The sequence below is a fragment of the Streptomyces sp. NPDC027189 genome (genome assembly GCF_055566975.1).
In genome coordinates, this window is the sequence record NZ_JBVHRI010000004.1 from 474,192 (window position 1) to 491,145 (window position 16,954).

General features: G+C 70.2%; 11 protein-coding genes. 8 read left to right on the top strand and 3 right to left on the bottom strand.

What is annotated here, in order from left to right; all coding sequences use genetic code 11:
• Position 1: 1 nt before the first annotated feature.
• Positions 2-2,224, bottom strand: a complete 2,223-nt coding sequence (locus ACZ4RZ_RS13075) for an MMPL family transporter (protein ID WP_467744333.1) — start codon at positions 2,222-2,224, stop codon at positions 2-4.
• 370 nt (positions 2,225-2,594) lie between these two features.
• Here ACZ4RZ_RS13075 and ACZ4RZ_RS13080 point away from each other — a divergent pair, with 370 nt between their 5' ends.
• The 3 genes from ACZ4RZ_RS13080 to ACZ4RZ_RS13090 all read left to right on the top strand — a co-directional run bounded on the left by ACZ4RZ_RS13080 (position 2,595) and on the right by ACZ4RZ_RS13090 (position 6,494).
• Positions 2,595-3,275: a TetR/AcrR family transcriptional regulator gene (locus ACZ4RZ_RS13080; protein ID WP_467744335.1), complete on the top strand. Its 681-nt coding sequence runs from the start codon at positions 2,595-2,597 to the stop codon at positions 3,273-3,275.
• Between the two features lie 618 nt (positions 3,276-3,893).
• On the top strand, positions 3,894-4,133 hold the full coding sequence (locus ACZ4RZ_RS13085; protein WP_467744129.1) for a heavy-metal-associated domain-containing protein: 240 nt from the start codon (positions 3,894-3,896) through the stop codon (positions 4,131-4,133).
• Between the two features lie 93 nt (positions 4,134-4,226).
• Entirely contained in the window at positions 4,227-6,494 is a 2,268-nt protein-coding gene (locus ACZ4RZ_RS13090) for a heavy metal translocating P-type ATPase (RefSeq protein ID WP_467744131.1), read from the top strand.
• A 583-nt stretch (positions 6,495-7,077) separates the two neighbouring features.
• On the opposite strand, the gene ACZ4RZ_RS13095 is transcribed toward ACZ4RZ_RS13090, so the two are convergent.
• Together ACZ4RZ_RS13095 and recD2 are read right to left on the bottom strand one after the other, a co-directional pair.
• Positions 7,078-8,367, bottom strand: coding sequence for a citrate synthase (locus ACZ4RZ_RS13095; RefSeq protein ID WP_369246732.1), 1,290 nt, complete (start codon positions 8,365-8,367; stop codon positions 7,078-7,080).
• A gap of 278 nt (positions 8,368-8,645) precedes the next feature.
• A complete protein-coding gene (gene recD2, locus ACZ4RZ_RS13100) occupies positions 8,646-10,904 on the bottom strand; it encodes an SF1B family DNA helicase RecD2 (RefSeq protein WP_467744132.1) in 2,259 nt (752 codons plus the stop codon).
• 174 nt (positions 10,905-11,078) lie between these two features.
• Here recD2 and ACZ4RZ_RS13105 point away from each other — a divergent pair, with 174 nt between their 5' ends.
• The 5 genes from ACZ4RZ_RS13105 to rbsD all read left to right on the top strand — a co-directional run bounded on the left by ACZ4RZ_RS13105 (position 11,079) and on the right by rbsD (position 16,928).
• On the top strand, positions 11,079-12,095 hold the full coding sequence (locus tag ACZ4RZ_RS13105; protein WP_467744133.1) for a LacI family DNA-binding transcriptional regulator: 1,017 nt from the start codon (positions 11,079-11,081) through the stop codon (positions 12,093-12,095).
• On the top strand, positions 12,092-13,609 hold the full coding sequence (locus tag ACZ4RZ_RS13110) for a sugar ABC transporter ATP-binding protein (protein ID WP_467744135.1): 1,518 nt from the start codon (positions 12,092-12,094) through the stop codon (positions 13,607-13,609). The genes ACZ4RZ_RS13105 and ACZ4RZ_RS13110 overlap by 4 nt, the downstream gene beginning before the upstream one ends.
• Positions 13,599-15,548, top strand: coding sequence for an ABC transporter permease/substrate-binding protein (locus ACZ4RZ_RS13115; RefSeq protein WP_467744136.1), 1,950 nt, complete (start codon positions 13,599-13,601; stop codon positions 15,546-15,548). The genes ACZ4RZ_RS13110 and ACZ4RZ_RS13115 overlap by 11 nt, the downstream gene beginning before the upstream one ends.
• Before the next feature lie 94 nt (positions 15,549-15,642).
• Positions 15,643-16,542: a ribokinase gene (locus ACZ4RZ_RS13120; RefSeq protein ID WP_467744138.1), complete on the top strand. Its 900-nt coding sequence runs from the start codon at positions 15,643-15,645 to the stop codon at positions 16,540-16,542.
• On the top strand, positions 16,539-16,928 hold the full coding sequence (gene rbsD, locus ACZ4RZ_RS13125) for a D-ribose pyranase (protein WP_467744140.1): 390 nt from the start codon (positions 16,539-16,541) through the stop codon (positions 16,926-16,928). Before ACZ4RZ_RS13120 ends, rbsD begins: the two co-directional genes overlap by 4 nt.
• Positions 16,929-16,954: the final 26 nt, after the last annotated feature.

Consider the following 16,954-nt stretch of genomic DNA (forward strand, 5'->3'; position numbering starts at 1 on the left):
GCTAGCCGCGAGCCTCGGCCTTGTCCCGGTCCTTGTCCCGGTCCTTGTCCCGGTCCTTGTCCCGGTCACCCTCCTCCGACGCTTCCGGGGAGTCGGCCGCCGGGGCATCCCCCTCGCTGAGTCCGAACCGGTCGTGGAATCGCCGCAGCGGCCCCGGCGCCCACCAGGTTGCGCGGCCCGTGAGGCGCATGACCGCCGGAACCAGCAGGCTGCGCACGACCATCGCGTCCATCAGGACAGCGAGCGCGATGCCCAGGCCGAGCATCTTGGTGTTGGTCACGCGCGAGGTGCCGATCGCGACCATCACCACCGCGAGGATCACCGCGGCCGCGGTGATCAGCCCGCCGGTGCGCTGCAGGCCGAAGCGGACCGCCTCCCGGTGGTCGCCGGTGTGGTCGTACTCCTCCTTTATTCGGGAGAGGAGGAAGACGCCGTAGTCCATGGAGAGGCCGAACGCGACGCAGAACATGAGGACCGGGAGGGTCGTCTCGATCGAACCCGGGCTGGTGAAGTCCAGCAGGCCGGACAGATGGCCGTCCTGGAAGACCCAGACCACCGCCCCGAACATCGCCGTCAGACTGAGCGCGTTGAGCAGCACCGCCTGGATCGGGATCAGCACGCTGCCGGTCAGGAGGAACACCAGGAGCAGGGTGACGATCGCGATGAACGCCGCCGCCCAGGGGAGCCGGTCTGCTATCGCGTGCTTGGAGTCGACCAGGACGGCGGCCGTGCCGGTCACCGAGGTGTCGAACGGGGCATCCGCCGCGCGGAGTTCGCCCACCAGGCGCTGGGCCCCGTCGCCGACGGCCTCGCCCTTCGGCAGCACCGTGAAGTATGCCGAGCCGTCCTTCACCAGAGGTCCGTCCACCCGCAGTACCTCGGGCAGCGCGGCGATCCGGTCCTTGTACCGCGCGTACTGCGTCTCGGTGGCCTGCCCCTCGGCGAGTACTTCCAGGCTGCCGCCGGGGTTGCCCGGGAAGCCGTCCCGTATGTGCTGCTGGACCACATGCGACTCGGCGCCGGAGGGCAGCTGACGGTCGTCAGCGGTGCCGAACTTCACGCCCAGGAAGGGCAGTCCGAGGACGACCAGGCCGACCGCGGTGGCCACCGCGAAGATCGGCGCCCTGCGCATGACGAGGGAGGCCATGCGTCCCCAGGCGGCTCCTCCGCCGGTCGGTGACGGCTTGCCGCGCCGGAACAGGCGCCGCAGGTCGAGAGAGTTCACCCGGTCCCCGAGCAGCACCAGCGCGGCCGGGAGCAGAATCAGCGCGGCGGCCGCGGCCAGCAGCACCACGGCGATGCCCGCGTACGCGAAGGAGCGGAGGAAGTACTGCGGGAAGAGCAGCATGGCGGCCAGCGACACGGCGACCGTGAGGGACGAGAAGAGGACCGTACGCCCGGCGGTGCGCAGGGTGGCGCCCACGGCGGTCAACGGCTCCGCGCCCGCGGCGAGTTCCTCACGGAACCTGCGGACGATGAACAGGGCATAGTCGATGGCGAGGCCGAGCCCCAGGGCCGTGGTGAGGTTCATCGCGAAGACGGAGACGTCGGTGAACTCGGTGAGGCCGCGCAGCACCGCGTTCGTGCCCAGGATCGCGATGATGCCCACGACGAGGGGCAGCAGGGCCGCGATCGCGCTGCCGAAGACCATCACCAGCAGCACCAGGGTCACCGGCAGGGCGATCAGCTCGGCCCGGGTCAGGTCCTCGCGGATCGTGGTCTGCATCTCGTGCTGGACGGCGACCGGTCCGCCGAGCTTGACCTCGACCCGGCCGTGCGCCCCCTGGTAGGAGGGCGCCAGGCGGTCCAGGGTCTCGCCGGCGGTCTTCTCGTCACCCGTCAGCCGCGCGGTGACGAGCGCCTCGTGCCCGTCCTTGGCCTTCAGTGCCGGTGGGCCGGACTGCCAGTACGAACCGACGCCCGTGACGCCCCGCTCGCCGGCGAGGCGCGCCGCGAGCCGACTCGCCTCGGCGGCGATCGAGGGATCGTCGACCGAGGCGCTTCCCGAGTCGACGAGGAGCAGCAGGTTGGGCTGCGAGGCGGGGAACTCCCGCTCCAGCGCCTTGGTCGCGTAGGTGGACTCGGCCGTCGGGTCCTGCCAGCCGCCGCTGCCCAGCCGGTCGGCGACCCCACTGCCGGCGACCACGGCCAGCGCGGTGAGCAGCAGCGCGACGAGCAGGGAGATCCGGGGCCGCGCCGTCACGAAACGGGTCCAGCCACCCACCCGCGCGCCGCTCACCCGCGCTCCGCCGCCCGCACCGCTCCCGCCGCCATCGCCCGAACTCGTCCCGCGGCCATCGCCCGGACTGCTCCCGCGGCCATCGCCCGTCCCGCTCCCGTGACCGTCGACCGAGCCCTTCCCGCGGTCGTCGCCCCCGCCCCTCTCAGGGCCGTGGCCTGCACTGCTGACGTCGGTCATCGTGCGGTGTCCCCTTCACCGTGACCCTGCAGCTCGCCCATCCGTTCAGGCAGCATGGGTCGCCTCTTGCCATAGACTGGCAAACGCGAGAGATCGCTCGCGTTTCACCAGAATGCGAGCGACCGCTCGCGTTTGTCAAACTCGTTCGGAGAGCTGGGGATAACTCGTGCCCGAGATGCCCGAGAAGGAGCAGGCCGCCGACGAACGGCCCCGCCGTCGGCAGGCGCGCGGCGAGCGCCGTATCGCCCAGTTGCTGGAGGCCGCCGCCTCCGTCTTCTGCACGACCGGCTACACCGCCGCCAGCACGAACGCCATCGCGCGTGAGGCAGGCGTCTCCCCGGGCACGCTGTACCAGTTCTTCCCGAACAAAGAGGCCATCGCGATCGAGCTGGGCGACCGGCTCATCCACGAGATGCGCGCGACGTACGGCGAGGCACTCGCCCCTGTCGACCCCGCGACCCCGCTGGAGGAGGCCGTCGGCGCGGCCGTCGACCGCTTCATCGCCTTCAACTGCGACCATCCCGTGTTCTTCGCGCTGATGCACGGTCCGGACATCCCCGGCCGGATCACCGAGCAGCACGACGCCCTGCACGCGACCCTGGTCTCCCGGATCGAGGCGCTGCTCTCCACGCTCCTGCCCACCACCCCCGCCGCCGAGGTCACGCGCACCGCGCATGTCTGCCTGGGCGTGTACAAGGCCGGCCTGGAGCTGGTCCTCGCCCACGAAGGAGCCGAGCGCGAGGCGTACATCCGGGAGTTGAAGAACATCCTGTTCCGCTACCTCGCACCGATGACCGGCGACCGGCCGGCCACCCCGGCGAACCTCACCGCACCACCGACCGCAGCGGACCGGTGAGGGCGCGCCGGTCGCGTCGCGGAAGATCGCCCGGCGCGAGGGCGCACACCGGAAGGCCGCACACCAGGAGAACGACGAGTCGCACCGCGAACCGACGAGACCGAGACCGGACAGCCCGTCGATGGCCCCTCACCGGCCCAGCCCAATACGCCGGGGCCGACCAGGATCCCGAAGCAGGATCCCGAAGATGACCAGCGGCACCGGCAGCCGGCGCCGATCCCGCACGCCGGCAGTGCGGCGAGCACCGCCGAGCGGCACAGGCCGGGACCTCGGCGCGTGGCCGCGTCCGACTACTTCTTGGCAGGCCGTGCACTCGGTGCCCCTGATGGGAGTACTACCTGCTCCACCGTTCCTGGACAGCGGGCAGAAACGAGTCCTGACCCGTAGGCCCACCCCGAACGGTCCTGGGCGCACTGGTCCACCGCCTTCGCAGGGCGGCCTGGTCCTCGTCTCGCTCGCGGGGATCGCCTGGACGCGCCCGCCGGCACGCCGCGACACCTCGTTAGAAATACCCCCTAGGGGTACAGTGGGGTGAGCATCGAGGGGAAACCTGGGACCCCAGGGGCCCCTTCCCCATACGTACGGCACACGCCACACGCCTCATTGAGGAGCAACGACATGACCGCCCAGACCGAAACCCCGGGTTCCGTCACCGCCGTCTACAAGGTGAGCGGGATGAGCTGCGGGCACTGTGAAGGCTCGGTCAGCGGCGAGATCGGCGAGATCGCCGGCGTCAGCTCGGTGAAGGCCGTGGCTTCGACGGGCGAGGTCACCGTCGTCTCCGTGGCCCCGCTCGACGAGGCCACGGTCCGCGCCGCGGTGGACGAGGCGGGCTTCGAGCTCGTCGGCAAGGCCTGAGCAGCCCTCAGGAACACCTCTCCGCCACACCGGGCCGTACCGACCAGCTGATACTGGCTCCGTACGGCCCGGTTCCTCCACTGGAGCCGGACCATGACCACCGCAGCACCCGCGACACCCATAGCCGCGACATCCGAGACACCCGCGACCTCCACCACCTCGGAAGTGGAGCTCTCCATCGGCGGAATGACCTGCGCCTCCTGCGCGGCCCGCGTCGAGAAGAAGCTCAACCGCATGGACGGCGTCACCGCCACGGTCAACTTCGCGACGGAGAAGGCGAAGGTCTCCTACCCGGAGGGCGTACAGGTCGCCGATCTGATCGCCACCGTGGTGAAGACGGGATACACGGCCGAGGAGCCCCCACCGCCCGCGCCGCCCGAGGAGGCGGCCGCGTCCGCGGTGGATCCCGAGCTCGCCTCCCTCCGTGCGCGCCTCGTCGTCTCCGCCCTGCTCGCCCTCCCCGTGGTCCTGCTGTCCATGGTCCCGGCCCTCCAGTTCGACAGCTGGCAGTGGCTCTCGCTGACGCTTGCCGCGCCCGTCGTCGTCTGGGGCGGGCTGCCCTTCCACAAGGCCGCGTTGACCAACGCGCGGCACGGCGCGGCCACCATGGACACGCTGGTCTCGGTCGGCACGCTCGCCGCGTTCGGCTGGTCGCTGTGGGCGCTGTTCTTCGGGGACGCGGGCATGCCGGGCATGCACGACGAGTTCAGGCTCACCATCTCCCGCATGGACGGCGCGTCGACGATCTACCTCGAAGTCGCCGCCGGTGTGGTCGCGTTCATCCTGCTCGGCCGCTATCTGGAGGCCCGCTCGAAGCGGCGCGCGGGTGCGGCGCTGCGCGCGCTGATGGAGCTGGGCGCCAGGGACGTCGCCGTGCTGCGGGATGGACGTGAGGTCCGTGTCCCCGTCGCACAGCTCACGGCCGGCGACCGTTTCGTCGTACGGCCCGGCGAGAAGATCGCCACTGACGGGACGGTGGTGGAGGGTTCCTCCGCCGTCGACGCCTCCATGCTGACCGGCGAGTCCGTGCCGGTCGACGTGACCGTCGGCGACGCCGTGACCGGCGCGACCGTGAACGCCGGGGGCCGGCTCGTCGTCGAGGCCACCCGGGTCGGCGCGGACACCCAACTCGCCCGGATGGCACGGCTCGTCGAGGACGCGCAGAACGGCAAGGCCGAGGTGCAGCGCCTCGCCGACCGGATCTCCGGGATCTTCGTGCCGGTGGTGCTGCTGATCGCGCTGGCCACGTTCGGGGTCTGGCTCGCGGCCACGGGTGACACCGCCGCGGCCTTCACGGCGGCCGTCGCGGTGCTGATCATCGCGTGCCCGTGCGCGCTGGGCCTGGCCACCCCCACCGCCCTGATGGTCGGCACGGGCCGCGGCGCCCAGCTCGGCATCCTCATCAAGGGTCCCCAGGTCCTGGAGTCCACGCGCCGCATCGACACCGTCGTCCTGGACAAGACCGGGACGGTGACGACGGGACGGATGAAACTTCAAGAGGTGTACGTCGTCGACGGCACCGCCGAGAAGGACGTTCTGCGGCTCGTCGGCGCCCTGGAACACGCCTCCGAGCATCCGATTGCCCGGGCGATCGCGGCGGGCGCTCAGGAGCGCGCCGGCGGCTTTCCGGCCGTGGAGCACTTCGCGAACGTGCCCGGGCGTGGGGTACGCGGGCGCGTGGACGGTCACGAGGTCACGGTGGGCCGGTTCCTGGAGGTGCTCCCTGACGAACTGGCGGGCGCGAAGAGCGCGGCCGAGGCGGAGGGGCGTACGGCCGTCGTGGTCGCCCGGGACGGTGTGGCACTCGGTGTCCTGACCGTCGCCGACGCGATCAAGGAGACCAGCGCCGAGGCCGTACGCGCGCTGCGTGCCCTGGGGCTCACGCCGGTTCTGCTCACCGGCGACAACCGGGCGGTCGCCCAGGCCGTGGCGCGTGCCGTCGGCATCGACTCCGGGGACGTGATCGCGGAGGTGCTGCCCGAGGACAAGGTCGACGCCGTCAAGCGGCTCCAGAGCGAGGGTTGGACCGTCGCGATGGTCGGCGACGGGGTCAACGACGCGGCGGCGCTGGCCACCGCCGATCTGGGCCTGGCGATGGGCACGGGGACGGACGCGGCGATCGAGGCGAGCGATCTGACGCTGGTGCGCGGGGACCTGCGGGTGGCCGCGGACGCGATCCGGCTGTCGCGGCGGACGCTCGCGACCATCAAGGGAAACCTCGTCTGGGCCTTTGGATACAACGTGGCGGCGCTGCCGCTGGCCGCCGCCGGTTTGCTGAACCCCATGATCGCGGGGGCCGCGATGGCCTTCTCGTCGGTGTTCGTGGTGACGAACAGCCTTCGGCTCAGGGCATTCTCATGACGATGGGGTATGAGTCCCTCTAGAGTCCAACGGCAGGCTCACATAAGCTCTTCACAAGGCTCACGCATCTTCCTTACGCTTGAGCCCCGATTACCATATCGGGGCTCTTGCGCATCTTCAGGACATATGCAAGAGACGCAGATCACAGTGATGTGAACGTAACCATCGAAGGGGTTCGTGAGTCTAAGTTGGCGATGTCAGAAGCGTCTTGGGGGGCGTGACTGACATCTGGGGATGTCTTGGGGGACGTTCCCGGAAATTGCGTTGCCGGGGCACGTACACCGGGGAGCTTTGAGCGGCCCTCCCGATCCGTGCGCGTCCCGGCAGACCGCATCGCAGTACCGCGAGTTCTGCTCATTTGGCTCGCAGCCAGTTCGCAGCGATTCAGGCGCTGTCCACAGACGCCCGGCCGGATCCCGTGGGGGGAATCCGTACCGGGACAAGGAAAGCGCCCCGACTGCCGGCCCGTGGGGGGACCGGTAGCGGGGCGCTTTCCGTTTTTGTGCGGCTATGCAGCTTGTGTACCGCTCGCGGCGGCGTCTCCGTACGACTGCACGCGTACGGAGACGTCGGCGAACCAGGCTCAGCGCGCCTCGACCGGGACGAAGTCGCGCAGGACCTCGCCGGTGTAGATCTGGCGCGGGCGGCCGATGCGGGAACCCGGCTCCTTGATCATCTCGTGCCACTGGGCGATCCAGCCCGGGAGGCGGCCGAGCGCGAAGAGCACGGTGAACATCTCGGTCGGGAAGCCCATCGCCCGGTAGATCAGACCGGTGTAGAAGTCCACGTTCGGGTAGAGGTTGCGCGAGACGAAGTAGTCGTCGGAGAGCGCGTGCTCCTCCAGCTTGAGCGCGATGTCGAGCAGCTCGTCGGACTTGCCGAGCGCCGAGAGGACATCGTGCGCCGCGGCCTTGATGATCTTCGCGCGCGGGTCGAAGCTCTTGTAGACGCGGTGGCCGAAGCCCATCAGGCGGACGCCGTCCTCCTTGTTCTTCACCTTGCGGATGAAGGAGTCCACGTCGCCGCCGTTGGCCTGGATACCCTCGAGCATCTCCAGCACCGACTGGTTGGCGCCACCGTGCAGCGGGCCCCACAGGGCGCTGATGCCGGCCGAGATCGAGGCGAACATGTTCGCCTGCGAGGAGCCGACCAGGCGCACGGTGGAGGTCGAACAGTTCTGCTCGTGGTCCGCGTGCAGGATCAGCAGCTTGTCGAGCGCGGAGACCACGACCGGGTCGAGCTCGTACTCCTGGGCGGGAACCGAGAAGGTCATGCGCAGGAAGTTCTCGACATACCCGAGATCGTTGCGCGGGTAGACGAAGGGGTGACCGATCGACTTCTTGTATGCGTACGCCGCGATAGTCGGAAGCTTGGCGAGAAGGCGGATCGTCGAGAGGTGACGCTGCTTCTCGTCGAACGGGTTGTGGCTGTCCTGGTAGAACGTCGACAGGGCGCTGACCACCGACGACAGCATCGCCATCGGGTGAGCGTCGCGCGGGAAGCCCTGGAAGAAGCGCTTGACGTCCTCGTGCAGCAGGGTGTGCTGCGTGATCTCGTTCTTGAAGGTGGAGAGCTCGTCGACGGTCGGCAGCTCGCCGTTGATCAGCAGGGAGGCCACCTCGAGGAAGGTGGAGCGCTCGGCCAGCTGCTCGATCGGGTAGCCGCGGTACCGGAGGATGCCCTGCTCGCCATCGAGGTAGGTGATAGCGGATTTATAGGCGGCGGTGTTGCCATACCCGCTGTCGAGAGTCACCAGCCCGGTCTGGGCGCGGAGCTTCCCGATGTCGAAGCCCTTGTCGCCGACGGTGCTGTCGATCACCGGGTAGGTGTACTCGCCATCGCCGTACCGCAGTACTACAGAGTTGTCGCTCACGTCATCCCTCACCGACGTTGTGCCTCTTCTTCGAGGTGCCCTGACTGTCTCTACCATCCCCCATTTGGCCCTGGAGAGTGCACTCGGGGTCGACCATTGGGCCTATTGGCGGCACTCAGTGCCGCCAACCTGCTCATCCTGCCCCCCTTCGCCCTGGTTCCGGAAGTGCTGTGTGACCTTTGCGACTCATTTGATCGATCATTTTTTGTGATGCCTGCCCGCGCAGGCCTCCGAGCCGCCGATTCAAGGCCGTTGCCTACCCTCCGGGAGACCGGGCGTCAGCCCTCCAGGGAGCGGGGTGCGAGCCGGAAGTCCAGGGCCGTGCAGCGCCGTCCGGCCGACACCGTGCGCACCGCCTGCCCTATCGCCTTGCGGGAGCCTACGAGGACGACCAGCTTCTTGGCGCGGGTGACGGCTGTATAGAGCAGGTTGCGCTGGAGCATCATCCACGCGCCCGTGGTGACGGGGATCACCACCGCCGGGTACTCGCTGCCCTGGGAGCGGTGGATGGTCACCGCGTACGCGTGGGCCAGCTCGTCGAGTTCATCGAAGTCGTAGGGCACCTCCTCGTCCTCGTCCGTCAGCACCGTCAGGCGCTGTTCGTCCGGATCGAGCGAGGTGACAACGCCCACGGTGCCGTTGAAGACGCCGTTCTTGCCCTTCTCGTAATTGTTGCGAATCTGGGTGACCTTGTCGCCGACCCGGAAGACGCGGCCGCCGAAGCGCTTCTCGGCGAGGTCCGGGCGGCCGGGCGTGATGGCCTGCTGGAGCAGGCCGTTGAGGTTGCCCGCGCCGGCCGGGCCCCGGTGCATGGGGGCCAGCACCTGTACGTCCCGGCGCGGGTCGAGGCCGAACCTGGCCGGAATCCGTCGCGCCGCCACGTCCACCGTGAGCCGGCCCGCCTCCTCCGTGTCGTCCTCGACGAAGAGGAAGAAGTCCTTCATACCGTCGGTGACCGGGTGCTGCCCGGAGTTGATCCGGTGCGCGTTCGTCACCACGCCGGACTGCTGGGCCTGGCGGAAGACCTGGGTGAGGCGGACGGAAGGGATGGGGCTCCCGTCGGCGAGCAGGTCCCGCAGGACCTCGCCCGCGCCGACGCTGGGGAGCTGGTCGACATCTCCGACGAACAGCAGATGGGCGCCCGGAGCCACCGCCTTGACCAGCTTGTTGGCGAGCAGGAGGTCGAGCATGGAGGCCTCGTCCACGACCACCAGGTCGGCGTCCAGCGGGCGGTCCTTGTCGTAGGCCGCGTCACCGCCCGGCTTGAGCTCCAGGAGCCGGTGCACGGTGGAGGCGTCGGCGCCGGTGAGCTCGGCGAGGCGCTTGGCGGCGCGGCCCGTGGGGGCGGCCAGGACGACCTTCGCCCGCTTGGCGCGCGCCAGTTCCACGATCGAGCGGACCGTGAACGACTTGCCGCAGCCGGGGCCTCCGGTGAGCACGGCGACCTTCTTGGTGAGCGCGAGGCGGACGGCCTCCTCCTGCCCGGGCGCCAACTCCGCGCCCGTGCGCCCCTTCAGCCAGGCCAGCGCCTTGTCCCAGGCCACGTCGTGGAAGCCGGGCATCCGGTCCTGGTCGCCGCGCAGGAGGCGCAACAGCTGGGCGGAGAGGGAGAGTTCGGCGCGGTGGAAGGGGACCAGGTAGACGGCCGTCACCGGGGCGCCGCCGTCGGGGGCCGGGACCTTCTCCCGTACGACACCGGGGTCCTCGCCGTCCTCGGCCGGCGCCGCCAGCTCGGCCAGGCACTCGATGACCAGGCCCGTGTCCACCTGGAGCAGCTTCACCGCGTCGGCGATCAGCCGCTCCTCGGGTAGATAGCAGTGGCCCTGGTCGGCGGACTGCGAAAGCGCGTACTGGAGACCGGCTTTGACGCGCTCCGGGCTGTCGTGCGGGATGCCGACGGACTGGGCGATCTTGTCGGCGGTGAGGAAGCCGATGCCCCAGACATCGGCCGCGAGGCGGTAGGGCTGGTTCCTGACGACCGAGATCGACGCGTCGCCGTATTTCTTGTAGATGCGGACCGCGATGGACGTGGACACCTCGACGGTCTGGAGGAAGAGCATCACCTCCTTGATCGCCTTCTGCTCCTCCCAGGCGTCGGCGATCTTCTTGGTGCGCTTGGGGCCGAGGCCCGGCACCTCGATCAGCCGCTTCGGCTCCTCCTCGATGATCTGGAGGGTGTCCAGGCCGAAGTGCTGGGTGATGCGGTCGGCGAAGACCGGGCCGATGCCCTTGACCAGCCCGGAGCCGAGATAGCGGCGGATGCCCTGGACGGTGGCCGGGAGGACCGTCGTGTAGTTCTCGACGGTGAACTGCTTGCCGTACTGCGGGTGGGAGCCCCAGCGGCCCTCCATGCGGAGCGACTCCCCCACCTGGGCGCCGAGAAGTGAGCCCACGACCGTGAGCAGGTCGCCAGCGCCTCGGCCGGTGTCGACCCGGGCGACCGTGTACCCGTTCTCCTCGTTGGCGTAGGTGATCCGCTCCAGTACGCCTTCCACAACCGCCAGGTGCACCTGCCGGTTCCCCGCCTGATTGGACATGATCCGACGCTACCGCCCGCCTCCGACATCGCGCGGACGCCGTGGACGACTCCGCCAGGAGTGCGTCGACGCCATGGACGACTTCATCACGATCCTGTCTCGGGGTCTTGTCAACCTTCGTGTAATCGATTCCAATCCCTCGTGTAATCGATTCCACGAGGAGGTGGAGCGGCGATGGCAAGCATCAAGGACGTTGCCGCCGAGGCCGGCGTATCCGTCGCCACGGTCTCGCGGGTCCTGAACGACCATCCGTCGGTCAGCGCGGACGCACGCACCCGAGTGCTGGCCGCCGTGCAGGCCCTGGGCTACCGCCCGAACGCCGTGGCCCGCTCCCTGCGCACCGACGAGACCCGCACCCTGGGCCTCGTCATCAGCGACGTACTCAACCCGTACTTCACCGAGCTGGCCCGCTCCGTCGAGGAGGAGGCCCGCGCGCTCGGCTACAGCGTCATCATCGGCAACGCCGACGAGCGGCCCGACCTGCAGGACCACCACGTACGCACGCTGCTGGACCGGCGCATCGACGGCCTCCTCGTCTCCCCCACCGACGGCGGCTCGCCCGGGATGCTGGACGCCGCGCGCGCGGGGACACCGATGGTCTTCGTGGACCGCTGGATCGCGGGCGTGGACGTGCCCGTCGTCCGGGCGGACGGGCGCGCGGCCGTGCGTGACCTGGTCGCCCATCTGCACGGCCTCGGGCACCGGCGGCTCGCCATCATCGCGGGACCGGCGGCCACCACGACCGGCAGCGAGCGTGTCGAGGCCTTCCGGGAGGCCATGGCCGAGTGCGGGATTCCCCTCCCGGACGCCTACATAGGCCAGGGCGACTTCCAGGCCGAGAGCGGCCGTCGGGTCACCGAGGGGTTCCTCGACCTGGCCGAGCCGCCCGAGGTCGTCTTCGCCGCCGACAACCTGATGGCGCTCGGCGCGCTGGACGCCATCCGCGCGCGCGGGATGCGGGTTCCGGACGACATCGCGCTCGCCGCGTTCGACGACATCCCCTGGTTCGTGCACACCGATCCGCCGATCACGGCGATCGCCCAGCCGACGGGCGAGCTGGGCCGGGCCGCCGTACGCGCCCTGGTCGACCGCATCGAGGGGCGGCCCCCGAAGTCCGTCGCCCTCGCCGCCCGTCTCGTCGTACGCCGCTCGTGCGGCGAGTCCCCCGTAACGAACAGGAGCCAGTCGTGAGCAACCTGGACGAGTTGCTGCGCATCGAGGGCATACGCAAAACCTTCCCCGGCGTGGTCGCGCTCGACAGCGTGGACTTCGATCTGCGCCGCGGCGAGGTGCACGTACTGCTCGGCGAGAACGGCGCGGGCAAGAGCACGCTGATCAAGATGCTCTCCGGCGCCTACCACCCCGACGCCGGGCGCGTCCTCGTCGACGGCGAGGAGGTCCGTATCCAGGGGGCGCAGGACTCCGAGCGCCTCGGGATCGCGACCATCTACCAGGAGTTCAACCTCGTCCCCGATCTCACGGTCGCCGAGAACATCTTCCTGGGCCGGCAGCCGCGCCGCTTCGGGATGATCGACCGGAAGACGATGGAGGCCGAGGCCGCCGAGCTGCTGAAGCGCGTCGGGGTGAACGTGTCCCCCCGCGCGCGGGTGCGCGAACTCGGCATCGCACGCCTGCAGATGGTCGAAATCGCGAAGGCGCTGAGCCTGAACGCGCGCGCCCTGATCATGGACGAGCCGACCGCGGTGCTCACCTCCGAAGAGGTCGAAAAACTCTTCACCATCGTGCGCCGGCTGCGCGAGGACGGTGTCGGCATCGTCTTCATCACGCACCATCTGGAAGAAATCGCCGCCCTGGGGGACCGGGTCACGGTCATCCGGGACGGCAAGAGCGTCGGCCAGGTGCCCGCGTCCACACCCGAGGACGAACTCGTACGCCTCATGGTGGGCCGGTCCATCGAGCAGCAGTATCCGCGCGAACGGGCGGATGCCGGGGCCGCGTTGCTCACCGTCGAGGGGCTCACCAAGGACGGCGTCTTCCACGACGTGAGCTTCGAGGTGCGGGCCGGTGAGGTCGTCGGCATCGCGGGGCTCGTGGGAGCCGGACGCACCGAGGTCGTACGAGCGGTCTTCGGCGCCGATCCCTACGACAAGGGCGCCGTGAAGGTCGCCGGCTCCGCGCTGCGCCGCCACGACGTGAACGCCGCTATGGAGGCCGGCATCGGGCTCATCCCCGAGGACCGCAAGGGCCAGGGCCTCGTTCTGGACGCCTCCGTCGAGGAGAACCTCGGCCTGGTCACCATGCGTGCCGCCACGCGCGGCGGGCTCGTGGACCTCAAGGGCCAGCGGGAGGCCGCCGCACGGATCGCCGAGCAGCTCGGCGTCCGGATGGCGGGCCTCGGCCAGCACGTACGCACCCTGTCCGGCGGCAACCAGCAGAAGGTCGTCATCGGCAAGTGGCTGCTCGCCGACACCAGGGTGCTGATCCTCGACGAGCCGACCCGCGGCATCGATGTCGGCGCCAAGGTCGAGATCTACCAGCTGATCAACGAACTGACGGCAGCCGGTGCCGCCGTCCTGATGATCTCCAGCGATCTGCCCGAGGTGCTCGGCATGAGCGACCGGGTCCTGGTGATGGCCCAGGGCCGGATCGCGGGCGAACTCTCCTCCGCCGAGGCGACGCAGGACTCCGTGATGGCCCTCGCCGTCAGCACGAACACTGAAAGGGAGGCCCCCCGTGGCCACTGACACGCTCAAGAGCGCATCGGGCGCGAGTGGCGCCTCGGCGGTCCGCCGCCTCCTGCTCGACAACGGAGCGCTCACCGCGCTCATCGCCCTCGTCATCGCGATGTCGGCACTGTCCGGCGACTTCCTGACGACGGACAACCTGCTCAACATCGGCGTCCAGGCGGCCGTCACCGCCATCCTCGCCTTCGGCGTCACCTTCGTGATCGTCTCGGCGGGCATCGACCTGTCGGTCGGCTCGGTCGCCGCGCTGTCGGCCACCGTCCTTGCCTGGATGGCGACTTCGGAGGGCGTCCCGGTCTGGATCGCGATGATCCTCGCGGTCGCCACCGGCATCGCGTGCGGCCTGGTCAACGGCGTACTGATCGCGTACGGGAAGCTGCCACCGTTCATCGCGACGCTCGCCATGCTCTCGGTGGGCCGCGGCCTCTCCCTGGTGATCTCGCAGGGCAGCCCGATCGCCTTCCCCGACTCGGTCTCGCACCTCGGTGACACCCTCGGCGGCTGGCTGCCGGTGCCGGTCCTCGTGATGGTCGTCATGGGCCTGATCACGGCCGTGATCCTGGGCCGTACGTACATCGGCCGCTCCATGTACGCGATCGGCGGCAACGAGGAGGCCGCGCGTCTGTCGGGCCTCCGGGTGAAGAAGCAGAAGCTCGCGATCTACGCCCTCTCCGGTCTCTTCGCGGCCGCCGCGGGCATCGTGCTCGCCTCCCGGCTCTCCTCCGCGCAGCCGCAGGCCGCGCAGGGCTACGAGCTCGACGCGATCGCCGCGGTCGTCATCGGCGGCGCCTCGCTCGCGGGCGGCACGGGCAAGGCGTCCGGCACGCTGATCGGCGCGCTGATCCTGGCGGTGCTGCGCAACGGGCTCAACCTCCTGTCCGTGTCCGCCTTCTGGCAGCAGGTCGTCATCGGTGTCGTGATCGCGCTGGCGGTGCTGCTCGACACGGTGCGGCGCAAGGCCGGGGCGACTCCGGTGGCCGCCGGTGCCGGCGCGCCGGGCGGCAGGGGCAAGCAGGCGGCGACGTACATCATCGCGGCCGTGGTCGCGGCGGCGATCGTCGGCGCGATGTCCTTCCTGCACAACGGCTCGTCCTCGACGACCCAGAAGGTGGGCCTGTCCCTGTCCACTCTGAACAACCCCTTCTTCGTCCAGATCGAGGCGGGCGCCCGGCAGGAGGCGAAGAAGCTCGGCGTGGACCTGACCGTCACGGACGCGCAGAACGACGCCTCGCAGCAGGCCAACCAGCTGCAGAACTTCACCAGTTCGGGCCTCGGTTCGATCATCGTCAACCCGGTGGACTCGGACGCGGCGGGCCCGGCGGTCCGCGCGGCGAACAAGGCCGACATCCCCGTCGTCGGCGTCGACCGCGGTGTGAACAAGGCGAACACGGCCGCGCTCGTCGCCTCCGACAACGTCGCGGGCGGCAAGCTGGGCGCCCAGGCGCTCGCCGAGAAGCTGGGCGGCAAGGGCAAGATCGTGATCCTGCAGGGCCTGGCCGGTACGTCCGCGAGCCGCGAGCGCGGCGCGGGCTTCGCCGAGGGCCTGAAGGCCTACCCCGGCATCCAGGTCGTCGCCCAGCAGCCCGCGGACTTCGACCGCACCAAGGGGCTCGACGTGATGACGAACCTGCTCCAGGCGCACCCCGACATCCAGGGCGTCTTCGCCGAGAACGACGAGATGGCGCTCGGCGCGATCAAGGCGCTCGGCTCCAAGGCGGGCAAGTCGGTCTCCGTCATCGGCTTCGACGGCACGCCCGACGGCCTGAAGGCGGTCCAGGCGGGCACGCTGTACGCGTCCGTCGCCCAGCAGCCGAAGGAGCTCGGCCGGATCGCGGTGGACAACGCGCTGAAGGCCGCCGAGGGCAAGACGGTCCAGGAGACGGTGAAGGTGCCGGTGAAGGTGGTCACAAAGGAGAACGTGGCCGGGTTCGGCGGCTGACCGTCGCCGGCCGGCAGGCGGCAGGCGGTACGGGCGGATCCGACGGGATCCGCCCGTACCCGCGCACCAACTCACCCATACAGGGAGACAGTTCATGTACGACTACGACCTTCTGGTCGTGGGATCGGCCAACGCCGACCTGGTGATCGCGGTCGAGCGGAGGCCCGCGGCCGGGGAGACGGTGCTCGGCTCCGACCTCGCCGTCCACCCCGGCGGCAAGGGCGCCAACCAGGCGGTCGCCGCCGCCCGCCTCGGGGCCCGTACGGCCCTGCTGGCCCGGGTCGGCGACGACGCGCACGGCCGGCTGCTGCTCGACTCGCAGCGCGAGGCCGGCGTCGACACCGCAGGCGTGCTGGTCGGCGGGGCGCCCACCGGGGTCGCACTGATCACGGTGGACCCGTCCGGGGACAACAGCATCGTGGTCTCGCCGGGGGCCAACGGCCGGCTCACGCCCGAGGACGTGCGGGCCGCCGGGAGCCTCTTCCAGACCTCCCGGGTGGTCTCGGCACAGCTGGAGATCCCGCTGGAGACGGTCGTGGAGGTCGTACGGAGCCTCGCTCCCGGCAGCCGTTTCGTACTGAACCCCTCACCGCCGCGCCCGCTGCCCACCGAGCTCCTCGCGGCCTGCGACCCGCTGATCGTGAACGAGCACGAGGCACGAGTGATCGTCGGTACGGCTCTCGGGGACTCCCCCGAGGACTGGGCGACGGCCCTGCTGGCCCTCGGCCCGCGCTCGGTGGTCGTCACGCTGGGTGCGGAGGGCGCGCTGGTGGCCTCGGCGGAGGGCGTCGCCCGGGTGCCGTCGGTGGAGGTCGAGGCCGTGGACACGACGGGGGCGGGCGACGCGTTCACGGCGGCGCTGGCCTGGCGGCTCGGGCAGTCGGAGTCCCTGTCCGACGCCGCCGCCTACGCCGCCCGGGTCGGGGCGGCCGCCGTCACCCGCCCCGGCGCCCAGGAGTCCTTCCCCACCGCCGAGGAGGTCGCTTCCCGGTGAAGAGGTCCGGAATCCTGAACCGTCATCTCGCGGGCGCGCTCGCCGAGCTGGGGCACGGGCACGAGGTCCTGGTGTGCGACGCGGGAATGCCGATACCGGCGGGCCCGCGAGTGGTGGACCTGGCCTTCCGGGCCGGGGTGCCGTCCTTCGCGTCCGTGCTCGACGGGCTCCTGGACGAACTGGTGGTGGAGGGCGCGACGGCCGCCACCGAGGTCCGCGAGGCGAACCCCCGGGCGACGGCGCTGCTGGAGGGACATTTCCCCACTCTGGAGCTGGTCCCGCACGAGAAACTGAAGTCACTGTCGGCGGACGCGCGCCTGATCGTCCGCACCGGCGAGGCACGGCCGTACGCGAACGTACTGCTGCGCTGCGGAGTGTTCTTCTGAGCCACCGCCGACACGGCGCCTGATCC

What these genes read in the sequence shown, in the direction of transcription:
- ACZ4RZ_RS13080 (WP_467744335.1), top strand. Translation starts at nt 2,595, where the DNA reads ATGCCCGAGAAGGAGCAGGCCGCCGACGAACGGCCCCGCCGTCGGCAG.
- ACZ4RZ_RS13085 (WP_467744129.1), top strand. Translation starts at nt 3,894, where the DNA reads ATGACCGCCCAGACCGAAACCCCGGGTTCCGTCACCGCCGTCTACAAG.
- ACZ4RZ_RS13090 (WP_467744131.1), top strand. Translation starts at nt 4,227, where the DNA reads ATGACCACCGCAGCACCCGCGACACCCATAGCCGCGACATCCGAGACA.
- recD2 (WP_467744132.1), bottom strand. Translation starts at nt 10,904, where the DNA reads ATGTCCAATCAGGCGGGGAACCGGCAGGTGCACCTGGCGGTTGTGGAA.
- ACZ4RZ_RS13105 (WP_467744133.1), top strand. Translation starts at nt 11,079, where the DNA reads ATGGCAAGCATCAAGGACGTTGCCGCCGAGGCCGGCGTATCCGTCGCC.
- ACZ4RZ_RS13120 (WP_467744138.1), top strand. Translation starts at nt 15,643, where the DNA reads ATGTACGACTACGACCTTCTGGTCGTGGGATCGGCCAACGCCGACCTG.